This is a genomic window from Marinitoga sp. 1154 (assembly GCF_013363285.1).
Taxonomy (GTDB): domain Bacteria; phylum Thermotogota; class Thermotogae; order Petrotogales; family Petrotogaceae; genus Marinitoga.
Genome location: NZ_LBFB01000006.1, coordinates 19820 through 34737, shown reverse-complemented (window position 1 = coordinate 34737; position 14918 = coordinate 19820). Strand labels below are relative to the sequence as shown.

The 14918-nt window shown below is 28.5% G+C and carries 17 protein-coding genes; 6 read left to right on the top strand and 11 right to left on the bottom strand.

Annotation, left to right across the window (positions count from 1 at the left end):
* Positions 1 to 46: 46 nt before the first annotated feature.
* Positions 47 to 1237, bottom strand: coding sequence for a tyrosine--tRNA ligase (gene tyrS, locus XO12_RS04190; protein ID WP_047265628.1), 1191 nt, complete (start codon positions 1235 to 1237; stop codon positions 47 to 49).
* A gap of 7 nt (positions 1238 to 1244) precedes the next feature.
* Positions 1245 to 1484 carry a preprotein translocase subunit SecG gene (gene secG, locus XO12_RS04185; RefSeq protein WP_084822631.1) on the bottom strand — a complete coding sequence of 80 codons (240 nt, stop codon included), beginning with the start codon at positions 1482 to 1484 and terminating at the stop codon, positions 1245 to 1247.
* 205 nt (positions 1485 to 1689) lie between these two features.
* On the opposite strand from secG, the gene XO12_RS04180 reads away from it, so the two are divergent.
* Complete coding sequence (locus tag XO12_RS04180) at positions 1690 to 1932, top strand: FmdB family zinc ribbon protein (RefSeq protein ID WP_047265629.1); 243 nt, start codon at positions 1690 to 1692, stop codon at positions 1930 to 1932.
* A gap of 49 nt (positions 1933 to 1981) precedes the next feature.
* On the opposite strand, the gene XO12_RS04175 is transcribed toward XO12_RS04180, so the two are convergent.
* The 3 genes from XO12_RS04175 to XO12_RS04165 form a co-directional block, all read right to left on the bottom strand.
* Positions 1982 to 2335, bottom strand: a complete 354-nt coding sequence (locus XO12_RS04175; protein ID WP_047265655.1) for a S1 RNA-binding domain-containing protein — start codon at positions 2333 to 2335, stop codon at positions 1982 to 1984.
* An 81-nt stretch (positions 2336 to 2416) separates the two neighbouring features.
* Positions 2417 to 2632, bottom strand: a complete 216-nt coding sequence (gene rpmE, locus XO12_RS04170) for a 50S ribosomal protein L31 (RefSeq protein WP_047265630.1) — start codon at positions 2630 to 2632, stop codon at positions 2417 to 2419.
* Positions 2633 to 2772: 140 nt separating this feature from the next.
* The gene (locus XO12_RS04165) at positions 2773 to 3570 is read right to left on the bottom strand and encodes a metallophosphoesterase (protein WP_047265631.1); all 798 of its coding nucleotides are present in this window, start codon (positions 3568 to 3570) and stop codon (positions 2773 to 2775) included.
* A gap of 190 nt (positions 3571 to 3760) precedes the next feature.
* On the opposite strand from XO12_RS04165, the gene XO12_RS04160 reads away from it, so the two are divergent.
* Entirely contained in the window at positions 3761 to 4834 is a 1074-nt protein-coding gene (locus tag XO12_RS04160) for a lipopolysaccharide assembly protein LapB (RefSeq protein WP_047265632.1), read from the top strand.
* Entirely contained in the window at positions 4809 to 5312 is a 504-nt protein-coding gene (locus XO12_RS04155) for a prepilin peptidase (protein ID WP_175419740.1), read from the top strand. The genes XO12_RS04160 and XO12_RS04155 overlap by 26 nt, the downstream gene beginning before the upstream one ends.
* Here the strand turns inward: XO12_RS04155 and XO12_RS04150 are convergent.
* Genes XO12_RS04150 through XO12_RS04125 form a run of 6 tightly spaced genes read right to left on the bottom strand, consistent with a single transcriptional unit; the run spans position 5247 to position 12269 of the window.
* Complete coding sequence (locus XO12_RS04150) at positions 5247 to 5945, bottom strand: pseudouridine synthase (protein WP_047265634.1); 699 nt, start codon at positions 5943 to 5945, stop codon at positions 5247 to 5249. The genes XO12_RS04155 and XO12_RS04150 overlap by 66 nt on opposite strands.
* Positions 5946 to 5947: 2 nt before the next feature.
* On the bottom strand, positions 5948 to 6871 hold the full coding sequence (locus tag XO12_RS04145; protein ID WP_047265635.1) for an ABC transporter ATP-binding protein: 924 nt from the start codon (positions 6869 to 6871) through the stop codon (positions 5948 to 5950).
* A gap of 8 nt (positions 6872 to 6879) precedes the next feature.
* Positions 6880 to 7329 carry an SsrA-binding protein SmpB gene (smpB, locus tag XO12_RS04140; protein WP_047265636.1) on the bottom strand — a complete coding sequence of 150 codons (450 nt, stop codon included), beginning with the start codon at positions 7327 to 7329 and terminating at the stop codon, positions 6880 to 6882.
* 2 nt (positions 7330 to 7331) lie between these two features.
* Positions 7332 to 8417 (bottom strand): DNA integrity scanning diadenylate cyclase DisA, encoded by a 1086-nt coding sequence (gene disA / locus XO12_RS04135; RefSeq protein ID WP_047265637.1) that lies wholly within the window; start codon positions 8415 to 8417, stop codon positions 7332 to 7334.
* A gap of 16 nt (positions 8418 to 8433) precedes the next feature.
* The gene (gene radA, locus XO12_RS04130; protein ID WP_175419739.1) at positions 8434 to 9774 is read right to left on the bottom strand and encodes a DNA repair protein RadA; all 1341 of its coding nucleotides are present in this window, start codon (positions 9772 to 9774) and stop codon (positions 8434 to 8436) included.
* Positions 9774 to 12269, bottom strand: a complete 2496-nt coding sequence (locus tag XO12_RS04125) for an ATP-dependent Clp protease ATP-binding subunit (RefSeq protein ID WP_175419738.1) — start codon at positions 12267 to 12269, stop codon at positions 9774 to 9776. The genes radA and XO12_RS04125 overlap by 1 nt, the downstream gene beginning before the upstream one ends.
* A 193-nt stretch (positions 12270 to 12462) precedes the next feature.
* Between XO12_RS04125 and XO12_RS04120 the strand changes: the two genes are divergently transcribed.
* The 3 genes from XO12_RS04120 to XO12_RS04110 are packed head-to-tail and all read left to right on the top strand — an operon-like array spanning position 12463 to position 14897.
* Positions 12463 to 13728, top strand: a complete 1266-nt coding sequence (locus XO12_RS04120) for an SLC13 family permease (RefSeq protein WP_175419737.1) — start codon at positions 12463 to 12465, stop codon at positions 13726 to 13728.
* Between the two features lie 31 nt (positions 13729 to 13759).
* Positions 13760 to 14311, top strand: coding sequence for a macro domain-containing protein (locus tag XO12_RS04115; protein ID WP_175419736.1), 552 nt, complete (start codon positions 13760 to 13762; stop codon positions 14309 to 14311).
* A gap of 1 nt (position 14312) precedes the next feature.
* A complete protein-coding gene (locus XO12_RS04110; protein WP_047265642.1) occupies positions 14313 to 14897 on the top strand; it encodes a hypothetical protein in 585 nt (194 codons plus the stop codon).
* The last annotated feature ends 21 nt before the right edge of the window (positions 14898 to 14918 follow it).

The window sequence follows — 14918 nt, the reverse complement described above, 5'->3', positions numbered from 1 at the left end:
GTGAAAATACACTAATTATATTATACTATAAAAAACTGATTTTCTTTTAATTCGTATTTAGTTTAAAAAATCGTCTTTTCCCAATTCTTAGTATTTCATCGCCCTTAATTTCTAATAATTGGAAAGGATCATTAATTTTAACATCATTAATCTTTACTGCTCCCTGACTGATAAGCCTTTTTGCTTCACTTTTGCTTGAAACCGATTTTGTTTTCATAATTAAATCAATAGCTTTAATTTCATTTTCTACAATGATTTCTTCCATTTCATCAGGAATATCCTTTTTTTGAAATACTTTTATAAATTCATTTTGTGCATATTCAGCTTTTTCTTCACCATGAAAAAATTTCACTATTTCATAAGCTAATTTCATCTTTACATCTCGAGGATTAATGGTATTATTTTTCATTTTTTCACTGTATTCTTTTATTTGTTCTTCAGGAATATCTGTAGCCAATCTCATGTATTTTAATATTAATGTATCTGGAATAGACATTACCTTCCCGTACATGTTAAATGGCTCATCTTCAAAGGCTATATAATTATCATATGATTTACTCATTTTTAAATGTCCATCTGTTCCTTCAATGATAGGCATGGTTAAAACAATTTGAGGTTTTTGACCATACGCTTCCTGGATTTTTCTACCAACCAGCAAATTAAATAATTGATCTGTTCCTCCCATTTCTACATCAGCTTCAACCATAACAGAGTCATATGCCTGAGCTAAAGGATACATAAATTCCGACACACTTATGGGTTCATTATTTGCAAGTCTTTTTGCAAAATCATCTCTCTCAAGCATACGCGCAACTGTATAATTTGATGAAAGTTTAATTACATCGTAAAAAGACATCTTTTCAAGCCATTCACTATTATATCTTATTTCTGTTTTTTCCGGATCCAATATACGAAAAGCCTGTTTTTTATAGGATTCGGCATTGGCTTCAACCTCTTCTTTTGTAAGCATCGGCCTTGTTTTAGAACGACCAGAAGGATCACCAATTCTTGCAGTAAAATCTCCTATGATTAAGACTACCTGGTGACCTAAATCCTGAAATTCTCTTAACTTTTTTAATACGACAGCATGCCCAAGATGAAGATCGGGGCGCGATGGATCTACACCCAGTTTAACCCTCAATGTTTTCCCGGATTTTAAACGCTCTTTTAATTCTTCTGATGATATTAAGTCTATTGTATTTCTTTTTATAATATCAAATTGCTTTTCAAAATCCACTATTTACTCACCTCGCAAGAAGCGCTGCGACTACAAAAGAAGATATCATAAATAATATTCCTGACCATAATGCCATCTTTGCTGCAGGATCAAGCCCTTTTTCCCTTCCAAACATTGTATGGGCAGCTCCCGAACCAAATGCTCCACCTAATTCAGCATTTTTTTGCATTCGTTGCAATGCGAAATAAATTAAAGCAATCGATAGAATAATATGAACAATAATAGCTAATATTGTTAAGATTGACACTTCAACTGCCTCCTTTGATTTTTATATTAATGTTCTCAAAAAATATTATACACTAAAACTTTTGATAATTCAAGTAAAAAATGGTCTTTGATAATAATTTATAAAATATTTTAGAAATATTGTTTTGTGAAATTAATTTGTTCGAAAAGGTTTTTAAACATAATATTGTTAAAATTTACAAGAAATTATGAGAGGAGGTGTTTATATGCCTATCTATAGATATGTTTGTGACAGTTGCGGACATGAATTTACAGTAATGCATGGTATGAATGAAACTCCTGAAATATTTTGTGAAAAATGTGGAAGTCCTGCGAAAAAAGGTATTGGAAAAATTGGTATTTCTTTTAAAGGTAGTGGGTTTTATATAAATGATTCGAAAACAAGTAATTCAAAAGGCTCAAATAGCTCAAAAACATCTAAAAGTTCAAATACAACTTCAAAAAAATAAAAAATAAGGCGGCTATTGCCGCCTTATGTCCCCCACAAATTATAAAAGATTATCTTTTACCCTTGCCACCTCTTTTCTTATCGAGCCTTTTTGAGTATTCGGATAATTTTCTGTCACTGTCTCTCAAAAAACGGGTAAGTTTTTTTTCAAACTCTTCATCCTTTTTTTCTTCTTTTACGTCTTCTGTTTTCAACGAAAGCTCTACTTTACCATCCTTTGTTTTACCAATGATTTTTCCTTCAAGCTCCTGTCCAACCTTTAAAAAGTCAGAAATGTTTTTTACATAGTCATTGGAAATCTTTGAAATGTGAATAAAACCTTCTTCTCCAGATTCTAATGTAACAAAAGCTCCGAATTTTTTAATGTCTTTAACCGTTACTTTCACAGTTTCTCCAAATGCCATACTTTTAGCCACAAAAACTACCTCCATAAAATAATTTAATAAAAAATTTATATATAACAATATGGGAGGTTATCCTCCCACTTATGAGTTGAGAAATTTTGCATATTTGTTTTTGAATTTCTGTACTCTACCTTCAGTATCTATAATCTGAGAACTCGTTTCACCCAAATAAAACGGATGACACTTTGAACATACATCAACACGGAAATTATCTTCTGTGCTATAAAGTTGATGTTCAGCACCACATGCACACTTTACAGTAATCAACTTCATTTCTGGGTGTATTCCTTTTTTCATGTTATTCACCTCTATATTATAATATTTTTGTCTGACAAATTATAACATATTCTTTTTTCATAGTCAAGAAAGTATTTATATTTTAATAAACAATTATATTAAAATATGGTATACAATAATCGCAAATAATTATTTAAAGTTTATTTTTGCAGCTTTATTACTAAAATCTCAGGTTTTGCGAAAAATCTAAGGTTAAACCATGCTCCTAAACCATTGTTTATATACATAATTTTATTATTTTCAAATTCTTTTTCACCTCTTAGATAAAAAGCATATTTTTTTAATATCCATTTTGTTATAATCGGTATGTAGACCTGTCCTCCATGAGTGTGCCCTGCTAAAATTAAATTAGCTTCATCAAATGCTTCTTTATTATAAAATATGGTATCCGGTATATGTTCCATAACTATGGTATAACTTGCTGGAGTTGTATCAATATAACTCAATTTTTTATATATAGGTAGCCCAATAAGTTTTAAAGAGAATTTATTAAAATATATACTAATTGTATTATCATTAATTACGTGTATATTGTTTTTATTATAAATCTCATTTATCATATCTAAATCATAATAGTCCCAATTGCCATAAACAGCATAAACAGGCGCTATTTCATTTAATGCTTTAAAAAACATGTTTAAATCTTTTTTATCTGTATTTTTTATTATTGTGTCTCCTGTATATAATATTATGTCAGGATTTTCCTTTTTTATTTCATTTAAAATTTTATCATGGAAAAATATGTATTTATACATATGAAGGTCTGTAATATGTACTATTTTTATATTAATATTTTTTTCATTCAAAAATTTTTCTTTAAAATTTAATTCTGATAATTTTATATTCAGGTAACTTTTTTTTATGGAAAACGGCTCAATAATAAAAGCATAAAATATTATTATTAGAATGAAAATCATAGAATTTTTTAAAAACCGCATTTTCTAACCACCTTATAATTTATAAAGATTTTATAAACCATCTAGAATACTAAGAAATTTTAAAATAATTATAGATATTTAACTCTTACTTAACATTATACTATTTGACAAAGACTTATAACATTTATTATTCTATGTAAAAAATGATAAAATAAAATTACAACTATATTAAATATAGGAGGAGATATCCGTGGAAACAGTGGCTATTTTAGAATTAAACGGTGAAAAGATTGAAATAAATACAAATACAGTTTTTCCTGTAATATTGGCAGATGTTATGTATGAAGGTGATTTAGATTTAATGATGGCTGATTTAAAATCAAAAAATAAATTGATGTCAGAAGCAAAAAAAATTAAATTTATTTCAGAAAATATTCCTGGAATTTCTTCAAATTTTGTTACTAAACCTTTTATATTCTCCGAATTTCTTTCTTACCTTAATGAATTTAATTTAACTCCTGGTGATTTTAACCATGCTACTTTAAATGAACTCTACGATATTATTCTGGACTATGCTGATCATCATAATTTCGACGAACTAAAAAAGATTGTGAAATTTATGATAGATATAGATCCAAATTATACACCAGCTTATGAAATATTGGGGTCTGTTTTAATTGAAGAAGGAAATTTAGAGGAAGGAAAAAAATATTTAGAATTAGCTGTTAAACAAGATCCTTGGAATGTTGCTGCATTATCTGAATTGGGAGAAACGTATTTTAATCTCGGGGAATATGAAAAAGCTGCTGAAATATGGATGAAGGAAGTAGAATTAATGCCAGAAAACTCTGTTACTTATTTTATGATAGCTGACGCTTACAGGCAATGTAAAAATTTCAAAAAAGCTGCAAGAATTTTAGAAAAGTTCTTAAATAAATATCCAAAAAGTATTTTAGCAAAATATGAATTAATCGAAATTTATAGAAAATTAAGTAGAAATATTGAAGCAGACGAATTAAAAGAAGAAATTTCCAAATCCCAGCCAGAATATGTAAGTGATGTTGAAATATGGGCAAAAATAATGTTTCAGAATAAAAAATATGAAAATGTTGAAAAATTTATCAGTAAATTTTTATATAAAAACAAAGAGTATGAACACTTTAAAATTTTATTGACCATACCATTTTTAAAATCAGGAAAGAAAGAAGAAGCTAAACTAATAATTAGAGAAATTAAAGAAAAATTTCCATGGTATTACTACGGAATGAAAAATATTTTAGATGAAATGCTTGATGAAAATGAAAAAAGTATTCTCATGGATTAAAGAAGACATTGAACTTTTTACATCATCGTTTTTTAAAAATAAAAAAATATTGCTCCCGATTATGTCGGGAGTTCTTTTTGTACTATTTTTTGGAAATTTTAATATTATAATATTGTTACTTGGTTTAATTGCATTTGTTGATTATAATACACTTTATATCCCAGACATATTAAATTACACAATAATTTTATACGGTTTAATAAATACAAACATTCTTAATATATTAATAAGCATCTTTCTGTTTTTTATATTATTTCAATATGCGAAAAATAAAAAGTTAGGTTTTGGAGATGTTAAACTTTTATCAGGTCTCGGTTTAATTTATGGTATTGATGTGTTTTATATAATAATTTTTTCTGTTATTGTTTCATTAATCTTTGAAAGAAAGAATAAAATCGCATTTGGTTATTTTCTATTCTGGGGAACTGTTGTTGAAAATATCTGGTTTTCTAATTTCAATCCATTCTCCTTCTTTTAAATTATCTGGAAGAAATATATTTCCTATAGCCACTCTTTTTAAATCAATTACTGTAAGATTTATTGCTTTCATCATTCTTTTTATTTGATGATATTTGCCTTCTGAAATCTTTATTGTAATTATATTATTTTCAATTTTTTCAACGATTGCAGGTTTTGTTTTAAAATCTTTTAATTGTATACCTTTTTTTAATTTTTCAACTTTTTCCTTTGTAATATCCCCTATAACCTTAACTTCATAAGTTTTATATATCCTTTTCTTAGGTGATATTATTTCATGAATTAATTCACCATCATTTGTCAAAAACAAAAGCCCCCGCGCATCTTTATCCAATCTTCCAGCTATGGATAATTCATTTTTATATTTATGATTTATTAATTGAATTACATATTTATTTTTATTTTCATATGTTGAAGACACATAACCAGCTGGCTTATTTAAAATAATATATATAAATTTATGTCCTTCTATTATTTGATTATTAAATTCTACAGTATCAGAGTTTGAAACTTTATAGTTGGGATTTTTAATAATTTCCCCATTAACCCGAATCTTTCCTGATTTTATCAACTTTTTTACTTCTGATCTTGAGCCTATTTTTGAATTTGATAAAAACTTATCCAATCTATCCATCATTATCTTCCTTTTGTTATATATGAATATACATCTTCAAGTGAAATTTTCATATTTCTATATATACATTTTATATTATATTTATTTATAATTTCGTCAAATTGTTTTATATTTAAAGGCGTTTCTATTATAGCTGTTGTTGTAGAAATAATTTTTAATCCAAATATTTCAGGTTCATTTTTTAATTTCTCAAGTTGGGAAAGATATTTCTCGTTTTCTAATTCTACTTCAATTATGGAAAACTTATCTTCAAATTTTTTCATTATATTAATCATTTTATCATGCGCTACAATTTTACCTTCAACCAAAACCGCTATTTCAGATGCTATTTGTTCTACTTCCCACATATAATGCGACGAAATTAAAATTGTTTTATTATTTTTTAAATTTTGATCCAATATATATTCTCTAATAAATCTCGAAGTTTCTACATCTATTGCTATTGTTGGTTCATCTAATAACAGAAGTTTAGGATCTTTTATTAAAGAGCGCGCAATATTAAGTTTTTGCTTATTTCCAGAAGAAAGGTTCTTTGTTAATCTGTTTTTATATTGAGAAAGCCCAAAATCTTCTAATAACGTTAACGCTCTGGATTTCAAATCACTTTTCACATTACTTATTTTCCCGAATAATATTAGATTTTCGTATGGTGTTAATTCATCTTCTAAAACTGTATAATCAGAAACAAGACTTATAAAGTTTCTGACCTTGTTTTTTTCTTTTATAACATCAATCCCAAAACTTTTAACTTCACCAGATGAAGGTAAAATTAATGTGGAAACAATTTTCATCAAAGTAGATTTTCCTGCACCATTGGGTCCCAATAATCCAACAATTTTTCCTTCTTCCACTTCAAAATTTATATTTTTTAAAGCTTCTACATTACCAAAATTACGGGTAACTTTTTTCATTTCTATTGCTTTCATAATACACCTCACATATCATACTTTAAATTCTTTCTTAATCTTCTTTCTAAATCTCTTTTTGCTATATCTTCTCTCTTATCATACAATTTTTTACCTTTCACAAGAGCAATTTCAACCTTTACACGACCTTTTTCATTAAAATACATTTTCAATGGTACTATAGTCAACCCTTTTTCCTTAACCTTTTGATCCAATTTCAGTATTTCATATTTATGCATTAATAATCTTCTGGGTCTTTCTGGATCATGATTAAATAATGATGCATTTTTATACTGGCTTATATGTGCATTATATAAATATATTTCACCTTTTTCTATCTTACAAAATGCATCCTTTAAATTAACTCTACCTTCACGTAAAGATTTTACTTCTGAGCCTCTTAGCTCTATTCCCGCTTCATATTTCTCTAAAATATGATATTGATATGTTGCATGTTTATTATTTGTTATGATTTTCATCTTTACTCCTCCATTTCAGATGATAACTTCTCCGAAAATTCACTTTTCCTTTTTATAGCTCTGTTAATCCTTTCTGCACGTTTTTTACCTATTCCTGGTACATTTATTAATTCATCCATATTTGCTTTCATTAAAGAATCTAAGTTTTTAAATGTTTCCACAACATTCCTCACAATAATTGAAGGAATTCTGGTTGAATAAAGTAATCTAAATCCACGTGGTGAAACAAAAAATTCTTCCAGATCATTTTCAGTTTCTATATCATATCCCAATTTTTGCGCAATTATTTTCATATTTAAAAAATCTTCTGTTTTCAAACCATTAAATAAAGTCAACGAATCCTGTGGATATTGGTAATCCAATAAATTCATGGAATAATCCATTATCAAAGCACCCAGATATCTCGGGGTTATTCTATAAATTTCATTAATCTCAAGTCTTGAACTTTCGGCTGCTTCACCCAATTCTAAAAGGTATTTCTCGGCTTTTTCTGCAACTTTCAAAGTCATAAATCCTTTTGAGATGGCTTCTACAACATTTGATAATATAACTCTATTCTCCATTTCTGCAATATTTATTTCAGATAATAATTCAAAAAAGCTCTGCTTATATCTTTGAGCGACAGCTATCTCCTGATTTAATCTTGGTAATATTACTATCTCAGGATATAAAACTCTACTATTACTTCCATGATATATAGAAACCTGATTTCTTCTTTTTGATACTGCAATTAATATTTCATTTGTTTGTTTTGCCATTCTCTCTGCAGTTCTATGTCTCATTCCTGTCTGGTAACTCGGAATATCACTCGATGGATTTAATTGTGTATTTGCATATAAAATCTTAGTTGCATCTTTATTTAATACAATAGCGCCATCCATTTTTGCCAATTCATATAACCTTTCCGGTTCAAAATCACAATCTATAATAAAACCAAGTTGTATTAACCCTTTTTCAAGATGTTCTTCTGCCTTATCTGTTAAAAAAATCAATGCACCTAAATTTGCAGAAATAATCAAATCTATTCCTGTTCTTAATCTTTTTCCAGGAGCAAGAATGCTGAGAATTTCATCAAAAGCTGGTTTCATTTAAATCACCCCTTATTCAGGAAAAAAATTTTTTTAACATAGTGGTAAGATTTTTTATTTTTATTATATCCTTATATTCTAATTTTGAATTTGGTATAACTATATTTGTTATTCCTATTTTTCTTGCAAAATCAATTCTTTTCTCCAAACTTCTAATATGCCTTACATTTCCATCCAGCCCTATTTCTCCCATAACAACTATAGAATCAACTGTTGAAATATCAAATAAAGATGAAAGTAACGCATATGCAATTGCCAAATCACTTGAAGTATCTGATATTTTAAAACCACCAGAAGTACTTAAAAATATATCTTTTGACTCAAAGGGTAGCCTTAATCTTTTGCTCAAAACAGCTATTATCATAAGTAGTCTATCAAGCGGAGCACCTGAGGTTACTCTCCTAGGATTTCCATATACCGGTTTGCTTACCAATGCCTGTATTTCAATAGGAATTAACTTACTTCCTTCTTTAACAATAGTTAAAACATTGCCAGATGCATTTTTATAATCTTTTAAAAAATACTGTGTATATTCAGAAATAGCTTTTAAGCCTATTTGAGTCATTTCAAACATTAAAATTTCATCGGTTGGACCATATCTGTTTTTCAAAATTCTGAGCATTCTTAATCCGGAAGTTTTTTCAAGTTCAAATTGCAAAACTGCATCAACCATATGCTCTAATATTTTTGGACCTGCTATAATACCTCCTTTTGTTACGTGACCAACAACTATTAAAGTTATACCTTTTTTCTTACAATATTCAGAAAGATACCGTGTTACTTCTTTTACCTGTAATACACTACCTGCATATGATGAAAACTTTTCTGATTTTATGGTTTGAATAGAATCTATTATCAACAAATCTGGTTTATCCTTCAATTTTTCTATTAATGAAACTATTTTTTCCATAGAATTTTCAAAAACAAGTCCTATTTTGCTCTTATTTGTTTTTACATTTAACCTTTTAAATCTCTGAAATACTTGTTCTGCAGATTCCTCACCAGATACATATATAACTGTTTTTTCATTTCCTATATTGGAGGAAAGCTGAGTTAAAAACGTGCTTTTCCCAATACCTGGTTCACCAGCCAGAAGATATACACCGCTCTCTACTAAACCCCCATATAAAATTTCGTCTAATTCTTTAAATCCTGTTTTTATTTTTACTGGTTCTTTTATATCATCGGTTAAAAATAATATTTCAGAAGTTGATTGTACAGTCGTATTATCAAAAACATCCGCGGTGAATTCCACCGCGGTATTCCATTCATTACATGAAGGACATTTTGCAAACCATTTTGTACTTTCATAACCACATTCAGAACAAACAAAATATTTTTGATTCTTTTTGGCCATTATAGCACCTTCTGTTTAGATGATGTTTTTCTTCCTTTTTTAAAGTGAATATTATCATTTTTAATTTCTATTATTATTCTGTCTCCTTCTTTAAATCTACCTTTTAATATTTCTTCTGATAAAGGATCTTCTAAATATCTTTGAATAGCTCGTTTAAGTGGTCTGGCTCCGAATATTGGATCAAAACCTTTTTCCACTAAAAAGTCTATAGCTTCTTCTTTGAATTTTAAATGCAAATCTTTTTCATTTAATCGTTTTTCCAAATCTTTTAATTGAATTTTTATTATTTCTTTCATATCTTTCTTTGTAAGAGGATGGAACACAACCGTTTCATCTAATCTATTTAAAAATTCCGGTTTAAATGCTTTTCTAACCTCTTCCATTACAGATAGCTTTATTTCATTATACTTTTTCTCTTCAGATTCGTCATCCACAAATCCCATAGACCGCTTGGTTTTATTAATTGTTTCACTGCCAAGATTACTGGTCATAATGATAATAGCATTTCTAAAATCTACTATTCTTCCCTGCGAATCTGTTAATCGTCCATCATCCATAATCTGTAATAATATATTATAAACATCAGGATGAGCCTTTTCAATTTCATCTAATAAAATGACGGAATATGGTCTTCTTCTTACTGCTTCAGTTAATTGTCCACCTTCTTCATAACCAACATATCCTGGAGGAGCTCCAACTAATCTTGAAACGTTAAATTTCTCCATATATTCAGACATATCTATTCTTACCAATGCTTTTTCATCACCAAATAAATATTCAGCAATTGTTTTTGCAAGTTCTGTTTTTCCTACACCGGTTGGCCCTAAAAACAGAAATACCCCTGTTGGTCTTTTTGGATCTTTAATCCCACTTCTTGCGCGTCTTATCGCTTTTGATACTGCTTTTATAGCATCATCCTGTCCTATCACTCTTTCATGTAATACTGCTTCAAGGTTTAAAAGCCTTTCCATTTCAGACATTTCTAATTTTTTCAAAGGAACACCCGTCCAATCTGAAACTACCTCTGAAATATTCTCTTCTGTAATTTCTATTATATCCTTTTCCGCGTTTTTTCTCCATTCTGAATATTTTTTTGAATATTTTTTCTTTAATTCATTGATCTGATTTTTTATTTCTTCGACTTCGTCATATTTATCTTTTTGAACAAAATACTCTTTTTTGTTCTCTAATTCCGTTATTTTATTTAACATCTTTTTTAAATTTTTTGGCAGAGTCAATGCATTCAATCGCATTCTTGCACCAGCTTCATCTATAAGATCTACAGCTTTATCCGGCAAATATCTGTCTGTAATATATCTTAATGATAAGTTAACAGCCGCTTCCAACGCTTGATCTGTATATTTTACTTTATGATGTTCTTCATATTTTGATTTTATTCCTTTTAAAATCGCAATTGCCTCTTCATATGTCGGTTCATTTACATATATTTTTTGAAACCTTCTCTCAAGAGCAGGATCTTTTTCAATAAATTTCCTATACTCTGACGGAGTCGTGGCACCTATAACCGTAATATTCCCACTTGCCAGTGCTGGTTTTAAAACATTAGCAGCATCCATTGAAGACCCTTCTGCAGCCCCAGCCTCCACAATCATATGTAATTCATCTATAAACAATATTATATCCTTATTTTTTTCAAGTATTTGCATTAATTTTTTCATTCTCTTTTCAAATTCACCACGATATTTTGTTCCTGCAACAAGAGAAGTTAAATCAAGAGAAAAAATGCATTTATTTTTCAAAACTTCTGGAACATCACCTTTTATTATCTTTTCAGCCAATCCTTCAACAATAGCACTTTTACCAACTCCTGCTTCACCAATCAAAACAGGATTATTCTTTTTCCTTCGTGCTAATATTTCCATTAACCTTCTTATTTCAACTTCTCTGCCAATGACTGGATCCAATTCATCTTTTGCAGCTTTATCCGTCAAATCAGTTCCATAACCTTCAAGCTGCTTAATCGCATTTTGTCTCTGTCTAAGTCTTTCATCATCCTTTTCAACAAATGGTGATACTCCTTTTTCATTCTCATTTTTGTTTAACATTAAATCTGCTAATTTTTTTCTCATTTCAACAAGGTTTATACCCAATCTTCGTAAAACATGTGCTGCTATCCCTTCGCCTTCACGACATATCCCAAGCAATAAGTGTTCGGCATCTATTTGTGAAGTTCCAAGAATTTCTGATTCATCATAAGCTAATTCTATAATTCTTTTAGCTCTTGGAGTAGGTTGAGGGGATGACCCTACAATATTATGCGAAGCGTTTACTCCAACGATATTTGTTATTTCTGATTTTATTTTTCCGTATGTTAAATTATAATACGAAAAAATCTGAGTTAAGTATTTTCCACTAACTTTTAAAAGTCCCAATAACAGATGTTCTGTTCCTACATAAGGATGTCCCATAAATCTTGCTTCATTTTGGGCTTCGATAAAAACTTTAGCCGCTCTATCTGTAAAGTTATCAAACATATTATCACCTCCGTATCTAATAGATATTTTAACACATTTTCACTAAATTATGAAGAATATACCTTTAAAATTATTGATTTTCATCGCTATATACTCTTAAAACTTTTTTAAACCTTAAAATATTTTTCAAGAGAAATTTAAAGAAAAAGAGTTTAATTATGATGTTAAAACTATCTAATTGGAGGCGGTCTATATGTCAGCGTTTGTTGTTTTACTGATAACCATAGTAGCATATTATTTTATTATCTTTGCAAAAAACGTTAAAAAATCTATTATTACCTTTCTCTTTGGTATTCTACTATTCATATTAAAGCCTGTAGACGGCCTGGAATTTGAAAATATTGGAAGAATTGTAAGTTTTGAAACGCTCGGAATATTACTTGGAATGATGATCATAGTAGAAATATTAAAAGAAAGTGGTTTTTTCACATTTGCCGCTGTTAATGCAATAAAATTAAGCAGATATAAATTCTGGGTAGTTTTGACATTGCTAATGCTATTAGTCGCTCTTTTTTCTGCATTTTTAGATAATCTTATTACAATTATGCTTATTGCTCCCATTATATTTTTAGTTGCTGATACGCTTGAAATAAACCCTGTTCCGTTGATGCTGTTAACAATAACCATTGACAATATCGGTGGGATGAGTACTTTAATCGGTAGTCCGCTTAATATTGTTTTAGGCTCTATTGGTGAGCTTCATTTTACAAAATTCTTAATTACAATGCTTCCAATTACAACATTATCATTTATTTCAGTTCTTATTATGTTTAAATTCAACAACAAAGTAGACACAAAAACTTTCAATGAAAAATTAAAAACACTATCTAATATGGATCCTGAAAAAGCTATTGAAAATAAGTCATTGATGTATAAAGGGGTTACAATATTTATTATTGTTTTAATGGGTTTTATGTTTCATTCTGTAATAAAGATAGATCTGGCTTTAATCGCTACTTCTGGAGCTTTAATACTTATGTTGTTAACCCAAAAAGATTTTGAAAGCATGTCAAAAGATTTAGATTGGGATACCATGTTTTTTTACGCAGGTTTATTTACAATAGCTTTTTCATTAGAGGAAATCGGTGTAACTAAAATGATTGCAAATATTTTTAACCCTTTAATAGGTTCTCCGATAATATTAATGATAGTAATTATGTGGTCTTCTGCGATTGTTATTCCATTTTTGAGCGCAGTGCCAGGAACACTCATATTAGCCCCTGTTATTAAATTATTAGTATTAAATGGAGCTCCTTATGAATTATGGTACGCTTATGCTATTGGTGCAAATTTAGGTACCAATTTAACTCCTTTAGGTGCTGTTCAGAATATTGTCGGAGTATCTTTACTTGAAAAGAATTACAACAAAACTGTTACCTTTAATGAGTATATGAAAAAATCCTTTTTCCCTGTTTTAATTCCTTTAATTTTAGGTACTATCTATTTATTTTTTATTTAATTTTCTAATGATTGTACCTGGAGGTGTTGTTATGAATAAAGTATTATTTGAAAAGAAAATAAACAACATCGTTTTAAAAATTATTATAGGTGATTTAACAAAAGAAAAGGTTGATGCAATTGTAAATGCGGCTAATTCTTATCTTTCTCATGGTGGTGGCGTTGCTGCAGTCATCGTTAAAGCAGGAGGATATCAAATTCAAAAAGAAAGTGATGAATATATTAAAAATAATGGTATAATAAAAACAGGTGAAGTTGCCGTTACAAAAGCAGGTTCTTTACCTGTTAAATATGTCATTCACACAGTTGGACCTGTATGGCACGGAGGAAATGACAACGAAGAGAAATTGCTTTATAATTCTGTTTTTAATTCTTTTAAAAAAGCTGACGAAATGAAAATTTCTTCAATTTCTTTACCTGCAATAAGTTCTGGAATATTTGGCTATCCATTTGAAAAAGCATGCAAAACCTATTTAAAAGCCGTAAATGATTTTTCAAAAATATCCTTATACTTAAAAGAAATAAGATTTTGTTTTTTAGAAAAAAATAGAGCTTTCACATTTATGAAAGTCATAGGAGGATAAAATGGCAACTTTAAAAATCCACAATGAAAAAAGAAAAACAAAACATTTATTGTCTGAAAAAATTAAATCAACTAAAAAAATTGAAAATAACGTTAAGCAACAAAAAGAAATAGTCGAAAATATTTCTTCCGGAAATGCTTTAATTGGATGGTTGAAAATTATTTTTTCAAGCTTTAACTTTTTAATATCCTTTTTTTTAACTTTACTTATGAGTATAATATATTTTCAAAAACCGCTAATCCAGAGTATGCTTGGAAGTCAATTCACACTTGATGTTTTTAATATAATGATTCTTGGAATATTATATCTTTCTTATAGTATTTTTGAACAATTTAATGCTATTTATTATTTAAAGGGTAAAATAAGAGCAACTAAAATTACAGCTTTTATGAAATTTTTAATATCTATGATTATGATATTTTCGATTTTATATTTAATATTCAAATATGGGATTCAATGGTTTGGACTTTCACTATTTGGAAAAACTTCACTTGGAAAAAATCAATTATTTTATATACCAAGCATTGTATATTTGACTTATTCTGTTTTTTTATCTTTACTGTCTTACTACGATATATTAAATTAATATTTTAGGTTGTCTAAAAAG